This is a genomic window from Pseudomonas sp. F9001 (assembly GCF_013385435.1).
Lineage (GTDB): Bacteria > Pseudomonadota > Gammaproteobacteria > Pseudomonadales > Pseudomonadaceae > Aquipseudomonas.
Window position 1 is genome coordinate 1 of sequence record NZ_JACAPX010000007.1, and the last position, 25,770, is coordinate 25,770.

Annotated in this window: 23 protein-coding genes; 13 read left to right on the top strand and 10 right to left on the bottom strand. The window is 62.0% G+C overall.

The genetic code is table 11. The annotated features are described in order from the left end of the window. Nucleotides 1-44 precede the first annotated feature (44 nt). Nucleotides 45-515, bottom strand: a complete 471-nt coding sequence (locus HX818_RS05670) for a DUF1289 domain-containing protein (RefSeq protein ID WP_003209237.1) — start codon at nucleotides 513-515, stop codon at nucleotides 45-47. Between the two features lie 394 nt (nucleotides 516-909). Here HX818_RS05670 and acnB point away from each other — a divergent pair, with 394 nt between their 5' ends. Next, nucleotides 910-3,510 (top strand): bifunctional aconitate hydratase 2/2-methylisocitrate dehydratase, encoded by a 2,601-nt coding sequence (gene acnB / locus HX818_RS05675; RefSeq protein WP_003209239.1) that lies wholly within the window; start codon nucleotides 910-912, stop codon nucleotides 3,508-3,510. 33 nt (nucleotides 3,511-3,543) lie between these two features. On the opposite strand, the gene HX818_RS05680 is transcribed toward acnB, so the two are convergent. Further along, the gene (locus HX818_RS05680; protein ID WP_008431339.1) at nucleotides 3,544-3,966 is read right to left on the bottom strand and encodes a MerR family transcriptional regulator; all 423 of its coding nucleotides are present in this window, start codon (nucleotides 3,964-3,966) and stop codon (nucleotides 3,544-3,546) included. 69 nt (nucleotides 3,967-4,035) lie between these two features. Here HX818_RS05680 and HX818_RS05685 point away from each other — a divergent pair, with 69 nt between their 5' ends. Together HX818_RS05685 and poxB are read left to right on the top strand one after the other, a co-directional pair. After that, nucleotides 4,036-5,268 (top strand): NADH:flavin oxidoreductase/NADH oxidase family protein, encoded by a 1,233-nt coding sequence (locus HX818_RS05685; protein ID WP_102369044.1) that lies wholly within the window; start codon nucleotides 4,036-4,038, stop codon nucleotides 5,266-5,268. Between the two features lie 78 nt (nucleotides 5,269-5,346). Beyond that, on the top strand, nucleotides 5,347-7,071 hold the full coding sequence (poxB, locus tag HX818_RS05690) for a ubiquinone-dependent pyruvate dehydrogenase (RefSeq protein WP_008431335.1): 1,725 nt from the start codon (nucleotides 5,347-5,349) through the stop codon (nucleotides 7,069-7,071). Between the two features lie 116 nt (nucleotides 7,072-7,187). Here poxB and HX818_RS05695 read toward each other — a convergent pair whose 3' ends face one another. Then, a complete protein-coding gene (locus tag HX818_RS05695; RefSeq protein ID WP_076013377.1) occupies nucleotides 7,188-7,745 on the bottom strand; it encodes an NADPH-dependent FMN reductase in 558 nt (185 codons plus the stop codon). A 228-nt stretch (nucleotides 7,746-7,973) separates the two neighbouring features. On the opposite strand from HX818_RS05695, the gene HX818_RS05700 reads away from it, so the two are divergent. Further along, on the top strand, nucleotides 7,974-8,210 hold the full coding sequence (locus tag HX818_RS05700; RefSeq protein WP_003209248.1) for a hypothetical protein: 237 nt from the start codon (nucleotides 7,974-7,976) through the stop codon (nucleotides 8,208-8,210). A 4-nt stretch (nucleotides 8,211-8,214) separates the two neighbouring features. On the opposite strand, the gene gspG is transcribed toward HX818_RS05700, so the two are convergent. Further along, nucleotides 8,215-8,643, bottom strand: coding sequence for a type II secretion system major pseudopilin GspG (gene gspG / locus HX818_RS05705; RefSeq protein ID WP_008431333.1), 429 nt, complete (start codon nucleotides 8,641-8,643; stop codon nucleotides 8,215-8,217). A gap of 176 nt (nucleotides 8,644-8,819) precedes the next feature. Here gspG and HX818_RS05710 point away from each other — a divergent pair, with 176 nt between their 5' ends. After that, nucleotides 8,820-9,722, top strand: a complete 903-nt coding sequence (locus HX818_RS05710; RefSeq protein WP_102369042.1) for a LysR substrate-binding domain-containing protein — start codon at nucleotides 8,820-8,822, stop codon at nucleotides 9,720-9,722. Between the two features lie 473 nt (nucleotides 9,723-10,195). Here the strand turns inward: HX818_RS05710 and HX818_RS05715 are convergent, their stop codons facing one another. From HX818_RS05715 to HX818_RS05725, 3 genes are all read right to left on the bottom strand, one after another. Then, the gene (locus HX818_RS05715) at nucleotides 10,196-10,765 is read right to left on the bottom strand and encodes a GNAT family N-acetyltransferase (protein ID WP_003217028.1); all 570 of its coding nucleotides are present in this window, start codon (nucleotides 10,763-10,765) and stop codon (nucleotides 10,196-10,198) included. 20 nt (nucleotides 10,766-10,785) lie between these two features. Further along, nucleotides 10,786-13,041 carry an arginine/lysine/ornithine decarboxylase gene (locus HX818_RS05720; RefSeq protein WP_177019622.1) on the bottom strand — a complete coding sequence of 752 codons (2,256 nt, stop codon included), beginning with the start codon at nucleotides 13,039-13,041 and terminating at the stop codon, nucleotides 10,786-10,788. An 81-nt stretch (nucleotides 13,042-13,122) separates the two neighbouring features. After that, nucleotides 13,123-14,496: a PLP-dependent aminotransferase family protein gene (locus tag HX818_RS05725; protein WP_102605237.1), complete on the bottom strand. Its 1,374-nt coding sequence runs from the start codon at nucleotides 14,494-14,496 to the stop codon at nucleotides 13,123-13,125. A 133-nt stretch (nucleotides 14,497-14,629) separates the two neighbouring features. On the opposite strand from HX818_RS05725, the gene HX818_RS05730 reads away from it, so the two are divergent. The 5 genes from HX818_RS05730 to HX818_RS05750 all read left to right on the top strand — a co-directional run bounded on the left by HX818_RS05730 (nucleotide 14,630) and on the right by HX818_RS05750 (nucleotide 20,809). Then, nucleotides 14,630-15,106, top strand: coding sequence for a carboxymuconolactone decarboxylase family protein (locus HX818_RS05730; protein WP_177019623.1), 477 nt, complete (start codon nucleotides 14,630-14,632; stop codon nucleotides 15,104-15,106). Beyond that, nucleotides 15,099-15,539, top strand: coding sequence for a GNAT family N-acetyltransferase (locus HX818_RS05735; RefSeq protein WP_087693842.1), 441 nt, complete (start codon nucleotides 15,099-15,101; stop codon nucleotides 15,537-15,539). The genes HX818_RS05730 and HX818_RS05735 overlap by 8 nt, the downstream gene beginning before the upstream one ends. After that, complete coding sequence (locus HX818_RS05740) at nucleotides 15,536-16,159, top strand: FMN-dependent NADH-azoreductase (protein ID WP_008431326.1); 624 nt, start codon at nucleotides 15,536-15,538, stop codon at nucleotides 16,157-16,159. Before HX818_RS05735 ends, HX818_RS05740 begins: the two co-directional genes overlap by 4 nt. 59 nt (nucleotides 16,160-16,218) lie before the next feature. Continuing rightward, nucleotides 16,219-17,367 (top strand): MalY/PatB family protein, encoded by a 1,149-nt coding sequence (locus HX818_RS05745; protein WP_177019624.1) that lies wholly within the window; start codon nucleotides 16,219-16,221, stop codon nucleotides 17,365-17,367. Between the two features lie 94 nt (nucleotides 17,368-17,461). Then, nucleotides 17,462-20,809, top strand: coding sequence for a hypothetical protein (locus HX818_RS05750; protein ID WP_134326606.1), 3,348 nt, complete (start codon nucleotides 17,462-17,464; stop codon nucleotides 20,807-20,809). A 148-nt stretch (nucleotides 20,810-20,957) separates the two neighbouring features. Here HX818_RS05750 and HX818_RS05755 read toward each other — a convergent pair whose 3' ends face one another. Then, entirely contained in the window at nucleotides 20,958-21,173 is a 216-nt protein-coding gene (locus HX818_RS05755; protein ID WP_003217010.1) for a molybdopterin-binding protein, read from the bottom strand. 413 nt (nucleotides 21,174-21,586) lie between these two features. On the opposite strand from HX818_RS05755, the gene HX818_RS05760 reads away from it, so the two are divergent. The 3 genes from HX818_RS05760 to HX818_RS05770 are packed head-to-tail and all read left to right on the top strand — an operon-like array spanning nucleotide 21,587 to nucleotide 24,118. After that, nucleotides 21,587-22,558 carry an aliphatic sulfonate ABC transporter substrate-binding protein gene (locus tag HX818_RS05760; protein WP_003217008.1) on the top strand — a complete coding sequence of 324 codons (972 nt, stop codon included), beginning with the start codon at nucleotides 21,587-21,589 and terminating at the stop codon, nucleotides 22,556-22,558. A 10-nt stretch (nucleotides 22,559-22,568) separates the two neighbouring features. Then, nucleotides 22,569-23,402: an ABC transporter permease gene (locus HX818_RS05765; protein ID WP_177019625.1), complete on the top strand. Its 834-nt coding sequence runs from the start codon at nucleotides 22,569-22,571 to the stop codon at nucleotides 23,400-23,402. Between the two features lie 2 nt (nucleotides 23,403-23,404). Next, entirely contained in the window at nucleotides 23,405-24,118 is a 714-nt protein-coding gene (locus HX818_RS05770) for an ABC transporter ATP-binding protein (RefSeq protein WP_177019626.1), read from the top strand. A gap of 163 nt (nucleotides 24,119-24,281) precedes the next feature. On the opposite strand, the gene HX818_RS05775 is transcribed toward HX818_RS05770, so the two are convergent. Then, the gene (locus HX818_RS05775) at nucleotides 24,282-25,217 is read right to left on the bottom strand and encodes a FecR domain-containing protein (RefSeq protein ID WP_177008502.1); all 936 of its coding nucleotides are present in this window, start codon (nucleotides 25,215-25,217) and stop codon (nucleotides 24,282-24,284) included. Further along, nucleotides 25,214-25,732 (bottom strand): sigma-70 family RNA polymerase sigma factor, encoded by a 519-nt coding sequence (locus HX818_RS05780; protein ID WP_087693848.1) that lies wholly within the window; start codon nucleotides 25,730-25,732, stop codon nucleotides 25,214-25,216. The genes HX818_RS05775 and HX818_RS05780 overlap by 4 nt, the downstream gene beginning before the upstream one ends. Nucleotides 25,733-25,770 lie beyond the last annotated feature (38 nt).

The window sequence follows — 25,770 nt, forward strand, 5'->3', positions numbered from 1 at the left end:
GGAACCATAAGCGGCCGTTACCCAAATAACGGATATGTACTCAATCACCCCCCAAACGCATCCCTGAGAAACCCCGGCGCGATATACCGCTGATAATGCGCCTCGGACAAAATAAAAAACTCCCGATCAATCGCATCCCGCAACTCAGGCAACCCCCACTCCCGAAACTCCGGCATCAACACCATCCCGTAAGCCTCCAGATTGCTGATCACCCGCGCCCCCCGGGCAATCAACTGATACGCCCAGCAGTACTCCGACTGATGCGGCACAAACCGAATCTTGCGCTGCTCCAGCTGCCCCCGCAGCATTTTCGGGTCAAACACCTCAAGCTTCCCGGCCATCACCTGCACCAACAACTGCTCCAGCCGCAGCCACACCGCACGTTTTTCTTCCTCGTTATACCCGTTCCACTGAATCACCTCATGGTGAAACCGCTTGCACCCCCGGCACACAAGATCGCCGTAAACCGTGGAGCACAGGCCTACGCAGGGGGTCTTGATGGTTTGGTTAGACATGGTCGACAACGCACAAATCAGCGAAACAGTTGCACATGTTAGCCCTTTGTCTAAGGTTGATCACCCTGCAAACTTGGCGCGGCAACTTACGTTTAGAATTTTTTTGCCGTAGAATCATCCGGCCTTGTAAGGCGCCAATAATCCGTTGGAAGCTGTTTTCAAAGCGTCACGAGCACAGTCGTTCCTAAAGAACGGTGTTGGCGATGGTTATTTACCCGGTAAATAGCCAGCGCCAACCCTCATCAGCTCCGTTCTGCAGGCGTAAAACTTTGAAAGCAGCTTCTGTGAGGATTGCCGGCAGCGCTGGCTCTACGGCCCAAAAAGCCCCTGAGCGCATGCGTGCCGTGCATTTCTGGATGAGCGTCCCGTGGGACCACTGATGAGGGTAATAACTGTGCTTGAAGCCTACCGCAAACATATCGAAGAGCGTGCAGCCCTGGGTATCGTTCCCCAGCCGCTTAACGCCGAACAAACCGCAGGCCTGGTCGAGCTGCTGAAAAATCCCCCGGCTGGCGAAGAAGAATTCCTCGTTGACCTGATCACCAACCGCATTCCACCAGGCGTTGACGAAGCTGCCTACGTCAAGGCCGGTTTCCTGTCTGCCCTGGCCAAGGGCGAAGCCACTTCTCCCCTGATCGACAAGAAACGCGCTGTTGAACTGCTCGGCACCATGCAAGGCGGCTACAACATCGTGACCCTGGTCGAGCTGCTGGACGACGCCACCCTGGCCCCCGTCGCTGCCGCCCAACTCAAGCACACCCTGCTGATGTTCGATGCTTTCCACGACGTCGCGGAAAAAGCCAGGAACGGCAACGAACACGCCAAAGCCGTGATCCAGTCCTGGGCCGACGGCGAGTGGTTCAAGAACCGCCCGACCCTGGCCGACAAGATCAGCCTGCGCGTGTTCAAGGTCACCGGCGAAACCAACACCGACGACCTGTCCCCTGCCCCGGACGCCTGGTCCCGTCCTGACATCCCGCTGCACGCCCTGGCCATGCTGAAAATGGCCCGTGAAGGCATCGTGCCGGATGAGCAAGGCAAGACCGGCCCGATGAAGCAGATCGAAGAAATGCGCGGCCAGGGCTTCCCGATCGCCTACGTCGGTGACGTGGTCGGTACCGGTTCGTCGCGTAAATCGGCCACCAACTCGGTACTGTGGTTCTTCGGCGACGACGTGCCTTACGTGCCGAACAAGCGCGCTGGCGGCTTCTGCTTCGGCAGCAAGATCGCTCCAATCTTCTACAACACCATGGAAGATGCCGGCGCACTGCCAATCGAGTTCGACGTTACCAACATGAACATGGGCGACGTGATCGACCTGTACCCGCATGCTGGCAAAGTCACCAAGCACAACAGCGATGAAGTCCTGACCACCTTCGAAATGAAGACTCCGGTCCTGTTGGATGAAGTCCGTGCCGGCGGTCGTATCCCGCTGATCATCGGCCGTGGCCTGACCGAAAAGGCTCGCGCCGAGCTGGGTCTGCCACCTTCGACCCTGTTCAAACTGCCGGAAGCCCCGGCTGAAAGCGACAAGGGCTATACCCTGGCGCAGAAAATGGTCGGCAAGGCCTGCGGCGTGGCTGGCGTTCGTCCAGGCACCTACTGCGAACCGAAGATGACCACCGTCGGCTCCCAGGACACCACCGGTCCCATGACCCGTGACGAACTGAAAGACCTGGCGTGCCTGGGCTTCTCCACCGATCTGGTAATGCAGTCGTTCTGCCATACCGCGGCCTATCCAAAGCCGATCGACGTGACCACCCACCACACCCTGCCTGACTTCATCATGACCCGTGGCGGCGTATCGCTGCGTCCGGGCGACGGCATCATCCACAGCTGGCTGAACCGCATGCTGCTGCCGGACACCGTCGGTACCGGTGGTGACTCCCACACCCGTTTCCCGATGGGCATTTCGTTCCCGGCCGGTTCCGGCCTGGTAGCGTTCGCCGCCGCCACCGGCGTCATGCCGCTGGACATGCCGGAATCGATCCTGGTGCGCTTCAAAGGTGAAATGCAGCCTGGTATCACCCTGCGTGACCTGGTTCACGCCATTCCTTACTACGCGATCCAGGCTGGCCTGCTGACCGTAGAGAAGAAAGGCAAGAAGAACGCCTTCTCCGGCCGCATCCTGGAAATCGAAGGCCTGGACAACCTGAGCATCGAACAAGCCTTCGAGCTGTCCGACGCCTCGGCTGAACGTTCGGCTGCCGGTTGCACCATCAAGCTGTCGAAAGAATCCATCACCGAGTACCTGAACTCCAACATCACCCTGCTGCGCTGGATGATCGGTGAAGGCTACGGCGATGCGCGTACCCTGGAACGTCGTGCCCAAGCGATGGAAGCCTGGGTTGCCAACCCTGAGCTGATGGTTGCCGATGCTGACGCCGAATACGCTGAAATCATCGAGATCGACCTGGCCGACATCAAGGAGCCTGTGCTCTGCGCGCCAAACGATCCGGACGACGCCCGTCTGCTGTCCAGCGTTGCTGGCGAGAAGATCGACGAAGTGTTCATCGGTTCGTGCATGACCAACATCGGTCACTTCCGCGCTGCCGGTAAACTGCTGGATCAGGTCAAGGGTCAGCTGCCAACCCGTCTGTGGCTGTCGCCGCCGACCAAGATGGACGCTCACCAACTGACCGAAGAAGGCTACTACGGCATCTACGGCAAGGCTGGCGCGCGCATGGAAATGCCGGGCTGCTCGCTGTGCATGGGTAACCAGGCACGTGTAGAGCCGAACTCGACCGTTGTGTCGACGTCGACCCGTAACTTCCCGAACCGTCTGGGTGACGGCGCAAACGTCTACCTGGCTTCGGCCGAGCTGGCGTCGGTGGCTTCCATCCTGGGTCGCCTGCCGACCGTCGAGGAGTACATGGAATACGCCGCGAAGATCAACACCATGGCCAGTGACGTGTATCGCTACCTGAGTTTTGACCAGATCGCCGAGTTCCGTGAAATTGCTGCAAGCGCCAACATCCCTGTGGTTCAAGCCTAAGGTTTTGTTGCTGTAAACGAACGCCGCGTATCGTCAGATGCGCGGCGTTTTTTTATGCGCCTCGATTGAGGCCCAGACTTTGTCCTGCGCCTGGGTGCACGGCGTGCCTTCCGGGTGTGCCTGGATCGTGGCGATCACCGCGCGTAACTCGGCCTTGCTCTGGTCCATTCGGGCTTGAAGCTCTTCTATCTGCGCAATCCTGCGCTCAAGCCTCAAGACGATATCGGCGCGTTTCGCCTCGCTCGGCGAATCGTCGGGCATCAGCGCCTTCAACTCCTGCAAGCTGAAACCGGCGCGCTGAGCGCCCTGGATCAATTGCAGCGTCTGCAACGTCTGCATGGGATAACGGCGATAGCCATTACCTTGTCGCTCGACCTGGATCAGCCCCTGGGCTTCGTAAAAACGAATCTTCGAGGCTGCCAAGCCGCTGCGTTCCGCCAGTTCACCAATATTCATCGCCAACCCCATTGACCTTAAAGTGACCTTTAAGCTTAGCCTGAGCGCTCCCAATGTGAGGAGTCAAGCATGTCGCCCTTTGAAGCGTTGCAATTGCCCAACGGCCAGCTCATCAGTAACCGCATCGCCAAGGCGGCGATGGAAGAGAACATGGCGGATGCGAACCAGGCGCCTTCCGAGGCCCTGATGCGCTTGTATCAAGCCTGGGCCGACGGCGAGCCCGGCCTGATCCTGACCGGCAACGTGATGATCGACCGCCACGCCATGACCGGCCCCGGCGGCGTGGTGCTGGAAGACGAACGTCACCTGGACAAGTTTCGCCAATGGGCCGCGATTGGCCGGGCCAAGGGCGCGCAGTTCTGGGTGCAGCTCAACCACCCGGGTCGCCAGACCATGGCCAACCTCGGCCAGCAGGCCCTGGCACCTTCGGCGGTGGCCCTCGATCTCGGCGGCTTTTCGAAGATGTTCGCCCAACCCAAGGCCATGACCGAGGACGATATCCAGGACGTCATCTCGCGCTTCGCCACCAGCGCGCGTCTCGCCGAAAAGGCCGGCTTCAGCGGTGCGCAGATACATGCGGCCCACGGCTACCTGCTCAGCCAGTTTCTCTCGCCCTTGAGCAACCAGCGCACAGACCGCTGGGGCGGCAGCGTTGAAAACCGCGCTCGGCTGTTGCTGGAAGTGATCAAAGCCGTGCGCGCCGCCGTAAGCGCGGATTTCTGCGTGGCGGTGAAACTCAACTCCGCCGACTTCCAGCGCGGTGGCTTTGACGCCGCCGACGCCCACGCCGTGGTCGAGCTGCTCAACCCGCTGGCCATCGACCTGCTGGAACTGTCCGGCGGCAGCTACGAAGCCCCGGCCATGCAAGGCGAGGCTCGCGACGGACGCACCCTGGCCCGCGAAGCCTATTTCATCGAGATGGCCAGCGACCTGGCGAAAGTCGCCAACATGCCGGTGATGGTCACCGGCGGCATCCGGCGCTTGCCGATCGTGCAGCAAGTCCTGGACAGCGGCATCGCCATGGCCGGGATCGCCACCGCGCTGACCCTGGAGCCGCACCTGATCAAGCAATGGCGCGCCGGCCGCGATCTCAACCCGCAATTGCCGCCGATCCGCTGGAAGCGCAAACCCCTGGCCAGCCTGGCGAGCATGGCAGTGGTGCGTTATCAGCTTCGCCGCCTGAGCCGTGGCCGCCAGCCGAAACCCGGGGTGACGCCGCTGCTGGCGTTGATAAAAGACCAACTGTTTATCGCCCGCCGCACTCGGCAATATCGCGCTGCGATGACCAATTCTTCACATTGAGCGGGGAGCATTCAGCGCCATGGAACTGTCCTTAACTGATCAGCAGCTTTTTACCCTCACTGACGATTGGAGTTCTTCATGGCGAAAATCACCCTGGCCCAGCAATTGGCGACCACCCTTGAACAGGCGGGCATCAAGCGCATCTGGGGCCTGACCGGCGACAGCCTCAACGGCCTGACCGACTCCCTGCGCACCATGGACAGCATCGAGTGGATGCATGTGCGCCACGAAGAAGTGGCCGCGTTTGCCGCCGGTGCCGAAGCCGCCGCCACCGGCGAGCTGACCGTATGCGCCGGCAGCTGCGGCCCCGGCAACCTGCACTTGATCAATGGCCTGTTCGATTGCCATCGCAACCACGTGCCGGTGCTGGCCATTGCCGCACAGATCCCCTCCTCCGAGATCGGCCTGAACTACTTCCAGGAAACCCATCCCCAGGAACTGTTCAAGGAGTGCAGCCACTTTATCGAGCTGGTGACCAACCCCGAGCAGATGCCTCACGTGCTGCACCGTGCCATGCGCTCGGCGATCCTCAACCGCGGCGTAGCGGTGGTGGTGATTCCGGGGGATGTGTCACTGTTGGAAGTAGAAGATAAATTCAAACCGTGGCCGGCCCTGCTGGCACCGCGCACCTTGCCGGCGGAACAGGACCTGCAACGCCTCACCGACATCCTCGAACACAGCGGCAAAGTCACCCTGCTGTGTGGCAGCGGCTGTGCCGGCGCCCACGATGAGGTGGTGGCCCTGGCAGACGCCCTCGGCGCGCCCGTGGTGCATGCCCTGCGCGGCAAGGAACATGTGGAGTGGGACAACCCGTTCGACGTCGGCATGACCGGCCTGATCGGCTTCAGCTCCGGCTACCACGCCATGCTCAACTGCGACACGCTGATCATGCTCGGCACCGACTTCCCGTATCGCCAGTTCTACCCGACCGACGCAAAAATTATCCAGGTCGACCGCAACCCACAGGCACTGGGCCGGCGTGCCACGCTGGACCTGGGCATTGCAGCTGACGTCAGTGAGACCATCCAGGCGCTGCTGCCGCGCCTGACCCGCAAGACGGACCGCAGCTTCCTCGAAACCTCGCTCAAGCATTATGAAAAAGCCCGCCAAGGGCTGGATGACCTGGCGGAACCGTCAAAGGCCGGCCGGCCAATTCACCCGCAATACGTTGCGCGCCTGCTCAGCGAACTGGCGGACGACGACGCAATCTTCACCGCCGACGTTGGCTCGCCGACAGTCTGGGCGGCGCGTTACTTGAAAATGAACGGCAAGCGCCGGTTGATCGGCTCGTTCAACCATGGCTCGATGGCCAACGCCATGCCCCAGGCCATCGGTGCGCAAGCCGCGTTTCCCGGGCGCCAGGTGATTTCGATGTCCGGCGACGGTGGGTTCACCATGCTGATGGGTGACTTCATCAGCCTGGCGCAGTTGAACCTGCCGGTGAAGCTGGTGGTGTTCAACAACTCTTCTTTGGGCTTCGTCGCCATGGAGATGAAAGCGGCGGGCTACCTGGATACCGGCACCGAGCTGAAAAACCCGGACTTTGCCGCCATGTCCAACGCCATGGGCATCCTCGGTATTCGCGTAGAGCAGTCCGAAGACCTGGAACCGGCCCTGCGCCGCGCACTGGCCCACGACGGCCCGGTGCTGGTGGACGTGGTCACCGCCACCCAGGAACTGGTGATGCCGCCGAGCATCAAGCTGGAACAGGCCAAGGGCTTCAGCCTGTACATGCTCAAGGCGGTGATGAGCGGACGCGGTGATGAGGTGATCGAGTTGGCGAAAACCAACTGGCTCAGATAAGTCCCGCCACTGTAGGAGCGAGCTTGCTCGCGAAGATCGTTAACGATGACGCGGGCTATTTGAAAGCTCGCGTCGCCTGGACGTTCTTCGCGAGCAAGCTCGCTCCTACAGGTTACTTATGCGCTTTGTTTTTCCACCCACTTGCCATAGGCGTCGATAAACGCCTGCAAAAACGGCTTGGTCTTTTCCGAGACCTTGCCCGACTCATCGAACACGCTGCCCGCACCGCCCAGGTAGGCTTCCGGCTGCTGCATGCACGGCACATCGAGGAACACCAGCGACTGGCGCAAATGGTGATTGGCCCCAAAACCGCCGATGGCTCCGGGAGACACACTGATCACCGCACCCGGCTTGCCGCTGAAGACACTTTGGCCATAAGGGCGCGAACCAACGTCAATCGCATTCTTCAATACACCCGGCACGGAGCGGTTGTATTCGGGGGTCACAAACAGCACCGCGTCGGATGAACGCACGTGTTGACGGAAAGTACTGTAGGCTGCCGGCGGTGCAGCACCGTCGATGTCCTCGTTGTAGAGCGGCAAATCGCCAATTTCGACAATGTTCAACTTGAGGTTGGCGGGCGCCAACTCGGCCAGTGCCAGGGCGACCTTGCGGTTGATCGACTCTTTTCTCAAGCTGCCGACCAGTACGGCAATCGTGTAGACCTTGCTCATTGGGGTTTCCCGATTTCTGACTTAAGGAGTTTGTAGTTATAGAGCCTGCGCGACGCTATCACCAGCGCGTTTTTGCAATCCCCAGGGACGTTTACACCGCAGATGGATTTGTAAGTAATGTCTGAAAAAGTCAACGAATAGTATTTTTTTTCAATAGGTAAACTACCCCGCTCTCCTACGGTCTACAGAACCGCAAATCGAGTGTTTATCTCCAGAGGTTCTAAACAGATGGCAGCAGTACTTGTCGGACAGTTCCATGCCAGAGACGCGGAAGGTCGCGTTTATTCGGTGCATGAGTTCCAGGAATCCAACCCGCCCCTCGACGGCCTGGCTGGCTCGGCGCCCACCACCACCTACAAGCTGGCCATTGGCGACCGCGTAGAAAAACTGGATGGCGATGAGTTCAGGCTGATTCAGTCGGGCACTATCATCACCCGCGAATCCGCCACGATCCACGCTTCATAAAACGTTATTCCCCATAGGCGATATCAACATTATCGCCGACGCCTCCCAGTGTCCGGTCCTTGCCGAACGAGAACAGATCAAAGTTGGTTTTGGCCTGGCTGGGAGGATAGTGGTACTGATAGGCCACGCCCCAAGGGTCCGTCAGCATGTCCTGATCCTTGAGATAGGGGCCCCGCCACTTCCCTTCTCCCGCTGGCTGAACCGTCAACACCGCCAGACCCTCGTCGTCGGTAGGATAACGCCCTACATCTTGATGAAAACGCTCGACTGCCTTGCCCAGCTCTTTCAACTGGACCTTGGCCGTGGCGATTTCCGACTGAGTCACGTCGCCGAAGATCCGCGGCCCCACCGCAACCGCCAATACACCGACCACCAGCACCACCACCAGCAGGTCCCACAACGAAAACCCGCGCGTGTCTGTTTTACCGAGCATCGATAAGGCTCCCCCGTGGATCCTCTGGTTGATACGCCCTTTGTATGACCTGCTGGTTGCAGGCGCCAAGGGACTTGATCGTGCAAGTCTAGTTGGGGCGCTGCCGTGGCGGGTCTTTTTTCCACGCCCGGGCCTGAGCCATTGAATCCACGTCGCGCTGAACATAGACTCCGGCCATGCGTTTACGTCATATCGAAGTCATTCAAGCGATTTTACAGACCGGACACCTCGGCACCGCCGCCGAATGGTTGCAACTGCCTGTGGCCGATGTGGACGCAACCCTCAAGGATGCCGAGCTGCAGTTGGGCTTCATGCTGTTCGCCAGTGTGCGCGGACGCTTGCAGGCCACCCGGGAAACCCTTGAGCTGCAGGCCGAAATCGCCCACCTCTATGCAGCCCTTGAGCCGGTGCAACGCCTGGCCAGCAGCCTTAAGCACCATCATGCCCCGCCCTTGCGCGCACTGTGCACCCCGCCGCTGGCCAATCAACTGCTGCCCCAGGCGATCGCCGTGCTGCGCCGACGTTTCCAAGACACGCCGTGCAACCTCTCCAGCCATTCCACCCGGGACATCGTCAAAAGCCTGCTGCTGCACGAAGCCGACCTCGGCCTGAGCCTGCACGACCCGGACCATCCGCAAATCCACAGCCAACCGCTGGCCCACGGCAAGTTGCAATTGCTCGCGCCCCATGGCTGGCTGAAGCCTCGGCAGAAGTACATTGCGCTGCAGGAGCTGGCCGGGCAGTCGATGATCGGCCTTGAAGGCCAGGACCCGCTGAGCCGCCTGCTGGACAGCAAGCTGCAAGCCCTGCGCCCGCTGCCGGTGGTGCAAACGCGGGTGCAGACGTATCAGATGATGCGCAGCATGGTAGAAGCCGGGGAAGGCCTGGCGATTGTCGACCCGTTCACCGCCAGCGGCGCACGGGAAGCCGGGCTGGATGCGTGCCCATTGTCACCGCCGATTGTGGTGACCTTGTATGCGTTGACCCTGAAGGGCAGCGAGCCATCGCCCGCCTTGAATGCGCTGCTGGAGATCGTCACCGAGAAGGCTGAAAACCTGCTGACAAGCACATTGCCGTGAATGTGGGAGCTGTCGAGCTTTAGCGAGGCTGCGAAGACGGCGGCACTGTCGATAAAGAGGTTGCCTGACACACCGCCATCGCGGCCTCGCTGGGGCTCGACGGCTCCCACAGGGGGTCGGGGGAAGTCTGGGAGCTGTGTGTTCGGTCGCAAGTACTTGGGTTGCGCAAATCGAATGTGGGAGCTGTCGAGCTTCAGCGAGGCTGCGAAGGCGGCGGCACAGTCGATAAAGAGGTTGCCTGACACACCGCTATCGCGGCCTCGCTGGGGCTCGACGGCTCCCACAGGGGGTCGGGGGAAGTCTGGGAGTTGTGTGTTCGGTCCAAGTACTTCGGTTGCGCAAATCGAATGTGGGAGCTGTCGAGCTTTAGCGAGGCTGCGAAGGCGGCGGCACAGTCGATAAAGAGGTTGCCTGACACACCGCCATCGCGGCCTCGCTGGGGCTCGACGGCTCCTACAGTTGATCGGTACAGCTCAGACTGCTTCCAATTCTGTCTTGAACAACCGATACCAGAAAATCGCCACTTCGCGCGTCTGCGGATCAATCCCGCGATAGCGCAGGTGGTCGATCCCGCCCATCACATACCCGCAGCGCTCATACAGCCGGCAGGCACCGAGGTTGTTGTTCTGGGTCTCCAGCATCATCCCCGGCAGGTTCTTCTTGCGGCTCCAGAACTGCGCCACGTCCAGCAACGCCTTGGCCACCCCGTGGCGCCGCGCGGGCAAGACCACCGCCAGCTCATCCACATGGGCAAAGCCGTTCCAGTTGGTGCTGACCACGATATGCCCCACGGGCCGGTCATCGAGGTAGGCCATGAACACCGCACTGTCGGCCGCGTCACGGAAGCTGGCGAACTCCTCGGGGTCGATGCCGTAGCATTTGCGGTACGGCACGATACGCTCCACCGCCCACTGGTCGACGCGCTTGCCCATTTCCGGCTTGCCGTAGGCGTTGACTTCAAAGCTGAAGTCGTTCCCCCACACGTAGGCGTCAAATCCTTCGTCAGCCACCCGGACACTGAGGCCCGGGTACTTCGGGTTCATTACAGCTTGCATAAACATCCTTAACCCTTGATGCAGTCGACGGTGTAACAACGACCATTGCCGTCATCTTCGTGTTGCAGTCCATGAACATCGGCAACAAAGCCGGGGAAACTGCTATCGAACGTCCTGGCAAACGCCAGGTAATCAATGATCGAGCGAGTCGATTCGGTAAAGCGCTCACCCGGCATGATCAACGGAATGCCCGGCGGGTAAGGCACCAGCATGACCGCTGCGACCCGACCTGGCAAAGCGTCGATGGACACCGCCTCGACTTCGCCCTTGACCAACAGGTCATAGGCGTCGGCCGGTTTCATCGCGATTTCCGGCAGTACCGTGTACATCCGCTTCAGGTGCTTGGCCGTGGCATTGCTGCGGTAACAGCTGTGCAACTGGTCGCACAGATCCTTCAAACCCAATCCCTGATACCGCGCCGGGCCCTGCTGAAACACCGATGGCAAACAGACAGCAAGGCTCACGTTGGCGTCATAACTGCGCTTGAATTCCAGCAGTTCGGTGAGCAGGGTACTCCACTTGCCTTTGGTGATGCCCATGGAAAACAGCACGAGGAACGAATACAGCCCGGTCTTTTCCACCACCAGCCCACGTTCCCAGAGGAATTTACTGACCACCGCTGCGGGAATTCCGCACTCGCTCAAAGCCCCGCCGGCGTTCAGGCCAGGCATCACCAGGGTGACTTTTATCGGGTCCAGCAGCACGTAGTCTTCGGCGATATCGCCAAAGCCATGCCAGTCGGCCTGGGGTTGCAGCAACCAGTCCGCCGTCACCACCCGGTCAATGCCCGCCACCAGCGGCGGCTGCCAGATGGAAAACCACCAGTCTTCAGCGGCGATATGCTGGCGCAGGTTGGCCAGGGCGCGACGAAAGCTCAGGGCCTCGTCAAACATCTCTTGCAGCAACGACCGCCCCGCCGGCCCTTCCATCATTGCGGACGCCACATCCAGGGAGGCGATGATGCTGTACTGCGGCGAGGTGGAAATATGCATCATGAACGCTTCGTTGAAGCGGTCGCGGTCCAGCTTGCGCACGCCGCCATCCTGCACATGGATCATCGACGCCTGGCTGAACGCCGCCAGCAGCTTGTGCGTGGAGTGCGTGGTAAACACCAGCGGGCTCTCGGGCGTGCGCGAGGTGCCCATGCCGTAGCGCCCGGCAAAGAACTCATGAAACGCCGCGTAGGCGTACCACGCCTCGTCAAAGTGCAGCACCTCGACACTGTTGCCCAGTTGCTGCTTGATCAGCTCGGCGTTGTAGCACAGGCCGTCGTAGGTGGAATTGGTGACCACCGCCAGCTTGACCCTGGCCGGTCGGCCTCGGGTCAGCGGGCTGGCGTCGATCTTGGCGCGGATCGACTCGGGGCTGAACTCGCTCAGGGGAATCGGCCCGATGATCCCCAGTTCATTGCGCTCCGGGCACAGGTACAGCGGGATGGCGCCGGTCATGATGATCGAATGCAACACCGACTTGTGACAGTTGCGGTCCACCAGCACCAGGTCATCCCGGCCCACCATCGAGTGCCAGACGATCTTGTTGGCGGTGGAAGTGCCATTGATCACGAAGTAGGTGTGATCGGCGCCGAAGTTGCGCGCTGCCCGCGCCTCGGCTTCGGCCAACGGGCCGGTGTGGTCCAGCAGCGAGCCGAGCTCCGGCACCGACACCGACAAATCCGAACGCAGGGTATTTTCCCCGAAGAACTGATGAAACGCCTGCCCCACCGGGCTCTTGCGATAGGCCACGCCGCCGCCGTGACCGGGGGTGTGCCAGGAATAATTGGAATCCGCCGTGTGCTGCACCAGGGCCTTGAAGAATGGCGGCAACAGGCCATCCAGGTAGGCGCGGGCCGCACGGGCCACTTGCCGTGCAAGAAACGGCACGGTGTCTTCAAACAGATAAAGAATGCCCCGCAACTGGTTCAGCTCGCTCATGGCATCGGCCGGGGCGTTTTCCAGGGTGACCTGCTCACCGAGGGCGAAGATCGGCAGGTTTGGCGCCCGCACCCGCGCCAGGCGGATCAGCTCCACCATGTTTTGCATCAGATGGGTATTTTCCCCGGCTCCCTCGGCGGCAATCAGCATGCAGGCCAGGCCGTGATGGGTCGAAGCCACCAGGCGACCCTCGGCGTAGTCCACCGCCGAAAAGATACTGAAGCCCTCCTGCTCAAGCTCCCGGGCGATGCCCCGGACGCGGTCGCCGGCAACGGTGTCGGCCTTGATGTCGCGGTGTACGATCAGAACCGGGAACTTCAGGTCTTTGTACATGAGCGCTTGGCGTCCTGAGGGCTATGCCTTCAGGGTAGAAGCTCGGGGCCGATGTGGCGAATGAAGATGTTCAACCGGTGTTCACAAAGCGCCGTCGATGACCTCGCGCAACACCAGCGCCGCTTGCACCGCTTGCTGGCGAGTCGCCAGGTTGGTGAAGCCCATCAACAGGCCTTGCTGACCGCCGGGCTCGATGCTCCAGCCCGACACGGCCTGTATCCCCAGCCCGGCACGTGCGGCGGCCGCAGCGACGGCCTGATCGCAGACGTCCACCCGCAGCCGCGCCAGCAGGTTGATCCCGCCGGACTGCTCATCCACCTGCAAAAGCGCCCCGCAATGACTGGCCAGTGCCTCCACCAGAAAGCCGCGCCGCGCGGTGTAGAGCTGGCGCATTTTTTTCAGGTGGCGGGTGAAATGGCCCTGGTCGAGAAAGTCCGCCGTGGTGGCTTGCAACAATTCGGCGCTGCGGTTTTGCAGCACGCCGGCGCTGGCCTCAAAGGCCGGGAGCAGCGCCCGAGGCACCACCAGATAACCCAGGCGCAGCCCCGGGAAGAGCATCTTGCTGAAACTGCCGGAGTAGATCACCCGGTCGGCCGTGTCCTGGCTCTTGAGCGCGGCCAGGGGCTGGCCCTTGTAGCGAAACTCACTGTCGTAGTCGTCTTCCACCACCCAGCCGCCGTGGGCCTGTGCCCAATCGAGCAAGCGATGGCGCCGCGCAGTACCGAGGGCGACCCCCAGCGGGCTCTGGTGGGCCGGGGTGACAATCGCCAGCCGGGCGCCGGGAGCACGCCGTACGCCCTCCTCCACATCAAGCCCGTCGTGGTCCACCGGCACCGGGACCAACTGCACCCCCAAGTGCAGCAGCAGTTGCCGTGCATGCAGGTATCCCGGGTCTTCGAACCAGCATGGCTGGCCGGCCATCTGCAGCGCATCACACACCAGCGCGAGGCACGCCGAGTAACCGGCACACACGAACACCTGCTCCGGCGAACACTCCACGCCCCGGTACAGCGCCAGGTATTGCGCGATCGCCACACGCAGCGAGCGGGCGCCACGCACATCGCCCATGGCCAGGCTGTTCACATCGACTCGGCGCACTTGCCGGGTGACCAGCCGCGCCCACAGCTTGCGCGGAAAGCTGTCGAGCGCCGGCAAGCCCAACTGCAACAGGCGCGGGGCCGACGCCGGCGCCACGGGTTCGGGTTCAACCGGCAACGACTTGATCGAGCGCTGCGGCAACGCCTCGGCCACCACTGTTCCCGCCTGGCCCCGCGCCAGGAAGAACCCTTCGCTCACCAGCAACTGGTAGGCCGTCTCCACCGTGCCCCGGGCCACCTTCAGTTCCTGGGCCAGGCTGCGCACCGACGGCACCCGCTCACCGGGGCGCAGTTGGCCCTGGTCGATGGCCTGGCGAAAGCGCCGGTAGATCTCCTGGTATTTGGGCAGTGACGACATGGTTATCCGGCTCACAGTGAATCAGCCCTGAAGTCTGATCTTGTCCCAACCCGCTTGTCCATTCTTGGCCCTATTGAGCCGGCGACCCGGCCGCCACACTGACGGCATCACTTCACGAAACAAGGAGCACCCCATGCAACACCGTCTCGACTACGCCCTGGCGGCGCCCGTCGGCTACAAGGCCCTTGGCTCGGTGCACAGCTACATCCACGGCTGCGGCCTGGAGAAGGAATTGATTGACCTGGTGTACCTGCGGGTCTCGCAACTCAACGGCTGCGCCTACTGCCTGGACTCACATTCGCGCGACCTGCTCAAACAGGGCGTGAGCCTGGAAAAGCTGATGCTGCTGGCCGCCTGGCGCGAAGCGTTGCCGTTGTTCAGCCCGCGTGAACGCGCCGCGTTAGCTTGGGCCGAGTCGGTCACCCAGGTCGCACAAACCGAGGTGCCGGACGAACACTATGCCGAGGCCAAGGCCCTCTTCGATGACAGGGAAATTGCCGACCTGACCCTGGCTATCGCCCTGATGAACGCCCTGAACCGCGTCGCCATCAGCTTTCGCAAAGTCCCTGCCGCCGTAAAAGCGCACATGGAGCACGGCAACCATGAATGACTCTGTTGAGTTTGTGCACATCGAAAGCGACGCCGACTGCCTGGCCTGCTTTGCCGTCATGCAGCAACTGCGGCCAAAGCTCGAAGACCCGCACGCCTTCGTCCAGCAGATCCAGCGCCAGCGCGAAACCGGCTACCGCCTGCTGGCCGCCCGGGAAAACGGCCAGGTGCTGGGCCTGGCCGGTTATCGCCTGACGGAAAACCTGCTGTATGGGCGCTTTATCTACGTCGATGACCTAGTGGTGGACGCCTCCCTGCAACGCCGACGCCTGGGTGCGCGCCTGCTGGACGAGGTACGCCAGCACACCCGCCGCCTGGGCTATCGCTACCTGGTGCTGGACACCGGCATGCACATGGCCCTGGCCCAACGCTTCTATTTTCGCCAGGGCCTGCTGCCACTGGGGATGCACTTTTCACAGGACCTCGACCAATGACCCGCGCCCTGCTACTGAGCTTCAGCCCCCACGGCAAGGCCGCCCAGACCTTCCGCCTGGCCCGCGCCCTGCTCCGCGAACAGGCGCCGCAAGCCGAAGTGACCGAACGCGACTACGGCGGCCAGGCCTTGCCGGCGCTGACCCGGGAATACGCCAACGCCCTGACCACGCCCGGCGGCCTGAGCGGCCCGGCAACCGAGCGCTCCGAGCAACTGATTGTCGAGCTGGAAGCCTGTGACCTGTTGATCATCTGCACCCCCGTGCACAATTTCACGGTGCCGGCGGCCCTCAAGTGCTGGATCGACCATGTGGTGCGCATCCACCGCAGTTTCACGGTGAATCCGCAGTTTGAGAAAGTCGGCTTGCTCAAGGACCGGCGCACCTTTGTGCTGGTCAGCTCCGGCAGTTCGCGAAAAAACCGCGAGCCCGACTTCCTCACGCCCTACCTGCAGGCGATCCTTGGAACCGTGGGCATTCACGCGGTGGATTTCGTCTATCTGGGGGCCATGGTGCGTGGCGCAGCCGCCGTGCAGCGCAGCCTGGAACAGGCCCACACGCAGTTGGCCGAGGCATTTGACCGGCAAGCGGGCGCCCGGGCGGCAATCAGCGCTGGCGCGTAAAATTAATGGCGCTAGAATCAGCGCCATTTCTACGCCCGCCTCCCTGATACGAGCCACCCATGAGCTTTGATTTCGACACGATCCACTCCCGCCTCGGCACCGGCAGCACCAAGTGGAGTCGTTACCCGCAAGACGTTCTGCCGATGTGGATTGCCGACATGGACATCGCTGCCCCACCGGCCGTGCTTCAAGCGTTGCACGAGCGACTGGGTCAGCAGATCCTCGGCTACAGCGTGGCCTGCGATGGCGTGCGCGAGGCGATCGTCGCCGATCTGTGGGCCAAGTACGCCTGGCGCGTACAGCCGGATGAGTTGCTGTTTTTGCCGGGTGTCGAACCCGGTTTCAACATGGCGCTGCACGCATTTGTGCAGCCCGGCCAACCGGTGGTGTTGCAAACCCCCAACTATCGCCCGATCCGCCTGGCGCCCGGCCACTGGAACCTGCCGAAGATCGAAGTGCCGTTTGAGCTGAGCGCCGAAGGCGAGTACCTCACGCCGTTGCCGGCAATGCGTGAAGCCCTCACCGACGCTGGGGCGCTGCTGTTGAGCAACCCGCACAACCCGATGGGCAAGGTCTTCCCCCGTGAGGAACTGCTGGCCGTGGCCAGCGCCTGCCTGGACCAGGGTGCGCTGATCGTCTCCGATGAAATCCACGCCGAGCTGTGCTTTGACGGCCGCCGGCATATTCCCACCGCCAGCCTCAGCCCCGAGATTGCCCAGCGCACCATCACCCTGATGTCGGCGAGCAAGGCGTATAACGTCGCCGGGTTGAAGACCTGCTTCGCGGTGATCCAGAATCCCGAGATCCGCGAACGCTTCAACCAAGCGCGCTGCGGCATGGTCGACAGCGTCAGCCCCCTGGGCCTGGAAGCCACGCGTGCGGCCTACAGCGACTGCGGCGACTGGCTGCAGGCGCTGGTGGCCTACCTGCAAGCCAACCGCGATTACCTGCTGAACGCCGTGCAAACCCGCCTGCCCGGCGTGGTCATGCATGCGCCTCAAGGCACCTACCTGGCCTGGCTGGATTGCAGCGCCCTGGGCCTGGACGACCCGCAACGGTTCTTCCTCGAACAGGCCAGGGTCGGCTTGAGCGCCGGGATTGAATTCGGCGATGACAGCCAGCAATTCGTGCGCCTGAACTTCGGCTGCCCACGGGCCATGCTGGAAGAAGGCATCGCCCGCCTGGAACGCAGCCTGCGTCACCGTTAAGGCGCAATTCACAACTTTTCGCAACGACCGCCGAACCCCTGCTGTTACTGTTTTTGCCGATTCGTCCCACCGGTAACAGCAGGAGTTCCATGGCATGACGACCCAGCCGCTCAACCGCTCGACCGACCCCAAAGCCCTTCCTCTCACACCGCCCAAGTCCGGCGCGGCGTTCCACGTGCTGCTCAAGAACAGCGCCAACAACAAGAAGGTGGAGGCCGGCGACAAAACCGCGCAAGGGCTCGCTGCCAGCAAGGAACAAGGCTATGAACTGGCCGCCAAGGACGCCGCGCCGCCCACCACCCTGGGGGATTACAAGGCCATCGGCCCGGCGGACGAAGTCGGCCCCGGCCTGATCCGCTATGAAACCCAGGACGGCAAGAAAGTCATCGTCAGCGAAAAAGACAGCCCCGAGCTGTTCAAGCAAGTCAGCGCCGACTTCAAGGCACTCTCCGGCGTCAACGCCAGCGAAGCCGCCGGCTACCAGCGCCTGGGCGGCGACGCCACGGCCCCGGAAAAGCTCGGTGATTACAAATCCCTCGGCCCGCCCGACGAAACCGGCCCCGGCGTGATTCGCTACGAGACCCAGGACGGCAACAAGTTCGTCATCAGCCAGCGCGACAACCCCGAGGCCTTCCAGAAAGCCAAGGAAGCCTATGAAAGCTTCACCGGCCTGGGCAGCAGCGAAGACGCCGGCTACAAGCGCGCCAGCGACAACGAAGTGTGGCCGCCCTACGCCGGCACCACCGTCGGCCCCAAGGATGAAGTCGGCCCCGGCCTGATCCGCTTTGAAAGCAATGGCCAGAAAATGGTCGTGGCCCGCGACGACAATCCCAAGCTGTTCGACTACCTGGCAGGCCTGCACGAGGTCTACACCAACCCCGACAAAAAGGCCGCCGTAGAGTCCGCGCTCAACGACGGCTCGACCCTGGCAGACGCCAATACCAAGGCGCCGGAGCTGAACGACTACAAGGGCTTCGGCTGGATCGAAGGCCAGCAAGGCAATGTGCTGACCTATGAAACCCACGACGGCACCAAGGTCGTCGTATCGGCCGACGTCAGCCCGGAACTGTTCAAGAGCGTGGCCACCGCCCAGGACACCTGGAGCAAGATCCACTCCAGTGAAGACGCCGGCTACAAGCTGGCCGGGCCGAATGACTTCCTGAAGAACACCGAGATCACCTTCGGTTCCCCCGACGAGCTGGGGGACGGCCTGATCCGCTATGAAACCAGCGAAGGCAAGGTCATCGTCTCCAAGGAGCTCAGCCCGCAGCTCTACGACGAAGTGGTGGCGAAATGGGAAGCCTGGAGCGCCGGCACCGTCGACGAGACCCGCGCCAAGTACAACCTGCCGAGCAACGATGAGCTCGACGTGCTCAACCTCGACACCGGCGTGCATGCCGACAAGGACGACGACAAGTCGCCGACCCAGAGCGTCAGCGAACTGGCCACCACCGAACTGATCGACACCTACCGCGCCGGCGTCAAGGACGGCTCGATTCCCAAAGACGACCCACGGGCCAAACTGGTCCGTGCCCTGGAAGCCCAGGCCGCCTACCAGAACGGCCATGGCATCACCGGCTACGAAGAATCCAAGCGCCCGTTCAACACCACCTGGCGCGAGTTCGATGACAAGCAGACCGAGCTCACCTCCGCCGACATGCACGACATCATCGACGGCAAGGCGGTGCAGGAGCAGATCGGCGAGTTGTTCAAGGACCCGACGGTGCAGGCCGACTACAAGACCAAGATGGACGACGCCATCAGTCACCTGCCCAACAAGGACGAGATCAAGCAGAAGCTTCTCGACCTGACCAGCAACCCCGACTATGTGCTGTACCTCAAGGACCTGCAAAAACAGGGCAAGAGCCACGAAGCCCAGCAAGACCTGAGCAACACCCTGACCTCGCTGTCGCTGTTCGACCCGGAAGCCGCCACCAAGGCCGCGCAGAATATCCAGGCCGATGGCCTCACCACCGACCTCAACGAGATTCTCTCGGACCCGAGCAAGATCTCCGACGACAACAAGGAGTTGGCCACCAAGGACCTGTTCGGCCTGCTCAAGGGCGTGCTCAAGGGCAACCTGCTGGACCTGCCGCGCCGCAGCCAGGAAGTGCTGGAGAAATTCCTCAACGAAGGCCTGGAGGGCAAGGAGAAATCCTCGGCCGTGACCAAGGCCCTGGAAGAGCTCGGCGACGTCTACAAGAACAGCGGCACCATCAGCGAAGCCGACGTGAAAACCGCCCTGAGCAAACCGTATATCCCGGTGGCGGATCGCGGCATGCTCGGCGAAGTGTTCAACACCCTCAACAGCAAAGGCATCCTCGGTTCGATGGGCGCCGGCGTCAGCCTGTTTTCGGGGATTTACCAACTGGTGGGCAAAGGCGGCAAGCTCGGCGAAACCCCGGCCCAACGCATGACCATCGCCAAGGACTTCCTGAGTTTTGCCGGCGGCGCCAGCCACTTCGTCAAGCTCGGTGACAAGATCGGCGAAGCCCTGGGCAAGGGCGGCCTGGTGGACTTCCTCGGCCTGGACAAGACCCTGCCGGAAATCTGGGGCAAGGAAGGGGCGGCCGGCAAAGTCATCGACTTCAGCAAACCCACCGAAATCGACTCAAAGGTCAGCAAGGAAATCGCTGCGGCCCTGGACGCGGTTCCCGACAGCCAGTACGACGGCGTGGCCAAGCTGTTTGGCGAGGGCGACAAGGCGGTAACCGAAGCTACCGAAGGCCTCGCCACTCACCTGGATGACGGCCTCAAGGCAGCCGGTGCGGCCAAGCTTGGCGCCTCCCAATCGGCGAAGATCGCCGGTTCCGTGATCAAGGTGTTGGGCCCGGCGACGGACATTGCCGGTGGTTTTGCCGACATTGTGCTCGGCGCCCTGGCGATCAAAAGCGGCGTGGACAGCAAAGACCCGTTGGCTCAGGCCGCAGGTGGCTTGCAAGTGGCGGGCGGTGCGTTCGGCGCGTCGGCCGGGGTATTGGGTGCGGCGGCGCTGTTTGGCGCGGGCACGGCGGCGGCGCTGACCGGGCCGCTGTTCCTGGTGGGCGTGGTGTTGGCGGTGGTAGGCGGAATCATCGGTTACTTCGTCGACCACAACAAAAAACAGAAGGCCACCGAGAAGGAAAACGACTGGTACCGCGACCTGGCTGGCGACGGTTTGCTGCAGGACAACTGGGCCGACAAGGTCGAATACGCCCACTACGAGATCCACCACTACCACGGCCGCGACACGCCGACCGATGATAGCCTGTTCCGCTTCCAGCAATCGGAGTGGGAGCACTTCGACTCCACACCACAAAGCGGCGGCTCGTCGAGCAACCGGCTGGATGGGGATTTGCACAAGGACTACAAGGACCCGAGTGAAACGCCCAAGGCACTGCCGGATGCTTCGGATGAGAAGCCTGGGTCCCGGCCATCGGGAGGCGGGCCTCGACTCAACTAACCCTCCAACGGCTGTATGCAAAACCAAATGTGGGAGCGGGCTTGCTCGCGAAAGCGGTGGATCAGTCATTGTAGATGTCGACTGTCACACCGCATTCGCGAGCAAGCCCGCTCCCACATTTGGATTGGGTTCACAACTGGACTCGGGTTTACAGCTTGGCGATCGACACTTCAGTCGACTTCACAAAGGCAATCACTTCACTGCCCACCTTCAATTCCAAGTCACGCACCGAGCGTGTGGTAATCACCGACGTCACGATCCCCGACGCGGTTTGCACGTCGATCTCTGACACCACTTCGCCGATCAGGATTTCCTTGATCACGCCTTTGAACTGGTTGCGCACGTTGATCGCTTTAATGGTCATGTCGGCTTTCCTTTGGTCTGTTGGGTCAATCCGCACGAATGCGCAGGCACTCAAAGTGCCCTATTCGTGAAACCAACAAAAGGAATATATAACTCTTTATTTATTCCATAAAAACATATGAAAGCTGTTGCACAGCCAACAGTGATTCAACAAAGTGCCCGCCTCCCCACTCCCAACCACTCCCCACGTAGCAGCTGTCGAGCCCAAGCGAGGATGCGTCAGCGGTCTGTCTGAAGCACCGCGAACGCAGCCTCGCTTGGGCTCGACAGCTGCTACGCCAGGGTGTTGCCCTGCCCTGCAAAGACGCTGGCACAGAGACTGCATATTCCTATAACGCATGATGGAACATGCCATATGAATTTTCTGAATATAAGAAAAGCCTTCTCTTTTCCCGCCTTGTCCGGAGCTGTTCCATGAAACCCTTCTTCAATACCCTGTTGGGCGCCTGCGCCCTCGCCTTCAGCCTGCAACCCCTGGCCCATGCAGCGGAAACCGACCCTGCGCAAGTCAACCTGGACTACGCCTACTACTCCCCGGTGAGCCTGGTGCTCAAACACTTCGGCTGGCTTGAAGAAGCGCTGCCGCAAACCAAGGTCGGCTGGGTGTTGAGCCAGGGCAGCAACCGTTCCCTGGAATACCTCAACAGCGGCGGCGTCGACTTCGCCTCGTCCGCCAGCCTGTCGGCGGTGCTCAGCCGGGCCAATGGCAGCCCGATCAAGTCGGTGTACGTGTACAGCCGCGCCGAGTGGACTGCACTGGTGGTGCGCAAGGACTCGACGTTCAAGAGCGTCAGCGACCTCAAGGGCAAGAAAATCGCCGCCACCAAAGGCACCGACCCGTACCTGTTCACCCTGCGCAGCCTGCAGAAAGCCGGCCTGAGCAAGGACGACGTGGAACTGGTGCACCTGCAGCACCCCGACGGCCGTACCGCGCTGGAGAAAGGTGATGTGGATGCCTGGGCCGGTCTCGACCCGCACATGGCCGCCAGCGAAATCCAGGCGGGTTCGCGCCTGCTGTACCGCAACAAGGACTTCAACAGCTACGGCGTGGTCAGCGTGACCGACAAATACGCCAAGGAGCATCCACAGACCATCGCCAAGGTGCTCGGTGCCTATGAAAAAGCCCGCAACTGGGCGGTGAAACACCCCGACGAATTCGCCAAGCTGCTGGCCGACGAATCCGGCCTGCCCCTGGACGTGGCCAAGCTGCAATTGTCGCGTACCGACCTTAGCAGCCCATTGCTCACTGCCCAGGACGTGGTGTCGTCCAAGGCGGCCGCGCCGATCCTGGTCTCGGAAGAACTGGTGCGCCGTGGGGTGAATGTGGATCAGGTGATCGACCAGTTGATCGACCCAAGCTTTGGCCAGGCTTTGCCTCGTCCATAAGGGGAGCGTCATGAGCAGCAAAAGCGAAACCCTGCCCGTCGCACTCGCGCCAACGCTCACCGTGCAGCGCAGCGCCTGGCCGCGGCGGCTCAAGGGCCTGGCGTTGCCGGTGCTGATCCTGGTGATCCTTGAAGTGGTGGTGCGCATCGGCTGGCTGCCGTCCTACCAGATGCCGGCGCCCAGCGAGATCGCCGTGACCCTCACCGACCTCGCCGAAGGCGCGCTGTGGAAACACATCAGCGCCAGCCTGTTGCGGGTGCTGCTGGGGTTCTCCATCGGCGCCGGCCTGGCCCTGGTGTTTGCCGCCTGGGTCGGCTTGAGCCGCGAGGCCGAGGCGTACCTGGAACCAACCTTCGCCGGCCTGCGCTCGATCCCGAGCCTGGCCTGGGTGCCGCTGTTGCTGCTGTGGCTGGGCATTGATGAGACCTCGAAGATCGTGCTGATTGCCATCGGCGCGTTCTTCCCGGTGTACCTCAATGGCGTCGCGGCCATTCGCGACATCGACCGCAAGCTGGTGGAAGTCGGGCAGATGTATGCCTTCAGCCGCACGCGCCTGGTGCGTCGCATCCTGTTGCCTGCCGCCCTGCCCGGCCTGTTCACCGGCTTGCGCAGCGGCCTGAGCCTGGCGTGGATGTTCCTGGTGGCGGCCGAGTTGATCGCCGCGACCAAGGGCCTGGGTTACCTGCTCAGCGATGGCCGGGAAACCTCACGGCCCGACATTGTGCTGGCGGCGATCATCGTGCTGGCGCTGCTGGGCAAGATCAGCGACGGCCTGTTGGCGGCCCTGGAAAAACGCTGCCTGGCCTGGCGCGATACCTTCAACGGCCAAGGCCCGGAGAATTGAGCATGAGTGAAGCGCTACTGGACATTCGCGTCGAGCGGAAAAACTTCGGCGCGACGACGGTGCTGACCAACGTCCATTTGGCCTTGCAGCCGCGGGAAGCCGTCAGTTTGCTGGGCCCCAGTGGCTGCGGCAAAAGCACCTTGCTGCGGATCGTCGCCGGGCTGGAAAAGGACTATCAGGGGGAACTGTTGCAAGGTGGTGGTGAGGTCGCGTTTGTATTTCAGGAGCCACGCCTGATGCCGTGGCTGACGGTGGAGCAAAACATTGGTTTCAGCGATGACGTTGGCTATGACAAGGCCTGGGTCGCGCAGTTGATCGATGAGGTTGGGCTTACGGGTTTTGGCCAGGCGTTGCCCAAGGCGTTGTCTGGCGGGATGGCGCAACGGGTGGCGATTGCTCGCGGGCTGTATTCACGGCCGCAGGTGCTGTTGCTGGACGAACCGTTCAGCGCGGTGGATGCGTTTACCCGCATGAAGCTGCAGGACCTGCTGCTGCAATTGGCCGAGCACCACGGGATCGCCCTGCTGCTGGTGACTCACGATGTGGACGAGGCGCTGTACCTGAGTGACCGGGTGTTGGTGATGGATAACCGGCCGAGCAGTATTCGCCAGGAGCTGGCGGTGGAGCTGGTGCATCCGCGGGATCGGCGGGATCCGCTGTTGGCGCGGCTCAAGGCACTGGCGTTGACTGAGCTGCAACGGGCGCATGTGATCTGAAAGGCACGTGTTGAGTCCGCCCAAAATCAAAAGCTGAAGCGGGCACGGTTCAAATGTGGGAGCGGGCTTGCTCGCGAAGGTCGTTAACGATGACGCGGGCATCCTGATTCAACGCGGCGCTCTCAGGTTCTTCGCGAGCAAGCCCGCTCCCACAAGGATCGCATCAAGCAGCCGATTTACGCGGCGTCAACGTCACCCAATACTGCGTACGGGACTGCACTTGCAGCGGCATCGTCGACGCCAGCAACGCAAGAATTCGATCGGTATCAGCCAACTGAAAACTCCCAGTGACCCGCAGCGCTTCAAGGCTCGGGTCCCAGCGCAGCACACCCGGCCGATACCGCTCCAGCTCCCGCAAAAAATCACCCAACAGCTGGTTCTGCGCAGTCAGCACACCGTCGCGCCAACCCAATTGCAACGCATCAAACCCCACCGCAGCGCCCATCCCCGACGCCTGCAACCGTGCCTGCTGCCCCCCCTGCAATGTCGCCACTTGCCCACGCAGGTCCTGCACCTGCACCGCGCCCTTCAACACCGACACCAAACACCCGGAAGACAACTGCCGCACACACACTTCAGCCTGGCTGACGATCACCTGGCCATAACGCGTCTGCACCGTCAGCGCACCAGCCCCCGGCACCGTCAACGCCATCTCCCCTTCCACCAGCGTCACACGGCGCCGGGCCGTATCCACGTCCACCGCGCTCGCGGTATTCAGTTGCAGGCTACTGCCATCCAACAGCGGCACTCGCTTGCGTTCGCCAGTAGCGGTGTGCAGGTCGGCGCGCCACACGTCGATAGGCAATTGCCGGCTGAGCAACCACGCGGTTGGCAACAACGCGGCGACGCCCAAGGCACGCTTGAGTACTGCACGCCGTCCCGGTTGCGGACGATCAAGGCTGGCCATGGCCAACGCTGGCGGCAAGTCGGTAAACCGTTGGCGCAGCGACTGGGCTTTTTGCCAGATCTGCTCATGCTGGGGATGGCTGTCACGCCACTGCTGCAGGCGGGCGTGATCACGTTCGGTGGCGCTGCCGGATTCCAGCAACGCCAGCCATTGCGCCGCCGCCCGGGCGAGATCCGGCGCAGTACGGCTCACAGTTCCACCAGCAGGCAATGCTCGTAAGCCTGGGCCATGTAGCGCTTGACCGTACGCTCGGACACCTTGAGCCGCTCGGCAATCTCCCGATAGCCGAGTCCTTCCAGCTGGCTCCAGAGAAACGCGCGGCGCACCACCGCCGGCAAACCGTCGAGCAATTCATCCAGGGCTTGCAGGGTTTCCAGCAGCAACCAGCGTTGCTCCGGCGACGGCACGCAAGCCTCCGGCAACTGCATCAACGCATTGAGATACGCCTGTTCCAGACTGCGCCGCTGGTGAAAATTCACCAGCAAGCGCTTGCCCACCGTCACCAGATAGGCCCGGGGCTCCTGCAATTGCGCAATCGGCTGCGCGCTGGCCAGCACCCGCAGGAACGTGTCCTGGCTCAGGTCGGCCGCATCCCAGGCGTTGCCCAAGCGGCGCCGCAGCCAGCTTTCGAGCCAGCTGCGGTGGTCGCGATACAACGTGTGAAGGCTGGGTTCAGCGAGGTGCGTCGGCACTACAGCATCATTCATGGCAAGTAACCTGCGCGGCGCGAGTCAGTCTCAAATGA

Coding starts and splice junctions, on each gene's coding strand:
- HX818_RS05670 (WP_003209237.1), bottom strand. CDS start 515: ATGTCTAACCAAACCATCAAGACCCCCTGCGTAGGCCTGTGCTCCACG.
- HX818_RS05680 (WP_008431339.1), bottom strand. CDS start 3,966: ATGAATATTGGTGAACTGGCGGAACGCAGCGGCTTGGCAGCCTCGAAG.
- HX818_RS05685 (WP_102369044.1), top strand. CDS start 4,036: ATGTCGCCCTTTGAAGCGTTGCAATTGCCCAACGGCCAGCTCATCAGT.
- poxB (WP_008431335.1), top strand. CDS start 5,347: ATGGCGAAAATCACCCTGGCCCAGCAATTGGCGACCACCCTTGAACAG.
- HX818_RS05695 (WP_076013377.1), bottom strand. CDS start 7,745: ATGAGCAAGGTCTACACGATTGCCGTACTGGTCGGCAGCTTGAGAAAA.
- HX818_RS05700 (WP_003209248.1), top strand. CDS start 7,974: ATGGCAGCAGTACTTGTCGGACAGTTCCATGCCAGAGACGCGGAAGGT.
- gspG (WP_008431333.1), bottom strand. CDS start 8,643: ATGCTCGGTAAAACAGACACGCGCGGGTTTTCGTTGTGGGACCTGCTG.
- HX818_RS05710 (WP_102369042.1), top strand. CDS start 8,820: ATGCGTTTACGTCATATCGAAGTCATTCAAGCGATTTTACAGACCGGA.
- HX818_RS05715 (WP_003217028.1), bottom strand. CDS start 10,765: ATGAACCCGAAGTACCCGGGCCTCAGTGTCCGGGTGGCTGACGAAGGA.
- HX818_RS05720 (WP_177019622.1), bottom strand. CDS start 13,041: ATGTACAAAGACCTGAAGTTCCCGGTTCTGATCGTACACCGCGACATC.
- HX818_RS05725 (WP_102605237.1), bottom strand. CDS start 14,496: ATGTCGTCACTGCCCAAATACCAGGAGATCTACCGGCGCTTTCGCCAG.
- HX818_RS05730 (WP_177019623.1), top strand. CDS start 14,630: ATGCAACACCGTCTCGACTACGCCCTGGCGGCGCCCGTCGGCTACAAG.
- HX818_RS05735 (WP_087693842.1), top strand. CDS start 15,099: ATGAATGACTCTGTTGAGTTTGTGCACATCGAAAGCGACGCCGACTGC.
- HX818_RS05740 (WP_008431326.1), top strand. CDS start 15,536: ATGACCCGCGCCCTGCTACTGAGCTTCAGCCCCCACGGCAAGGCCGCC.
- HX818_RS05745 (WP_177019624.1), top strand. CDS start 16,219: ATGAGCTTTGATTTCGACACGATCCACTCCCGCCTCGGCACCGGCAGC.
- HX818_RS05750 (WP_134326606.1), top strand. CDS start 17,462: ATGACGACCCAGCCGCTCAACCGCTCGACCGACCCCAAAGCCCTTCCT.
- HX818_RS05755 (WP_003217010.1), bottom strand. CDS start 21,173: ATGACCATTAAAGCGATCAACGTGCGCAACCAGTTCAAAGGCGTGATC.
- HX818_RS05760 (WP_003217008.1), top strand. CDS start 21,587: ATGAAACCCTTCTTCAATACCCTGTTGGGCGCCTGCGCCCTCGCCTTC.
- HX818_RS05765 (WP_177019625.1), top strand. CDS start 22,569: ATGAGCAGCAAAAGCGAAACCCTGCCCGTCGCACTCGCGCCAACGCTC.
- HX818_RS05770 (WP_177019626.1), top strand. CDS start 23,405: ATGAGTGAAGCGCTACTGGACATTCGCGTCGAGCGGAAAAACTTCGGC.
- HX818_RS05780 (WP_087693848.1), bottom strand. CDS start 25,732: ATGAATGATGCTGTAGTGCCGACGCACCTCGCTGAACCCAGCCTTCAC.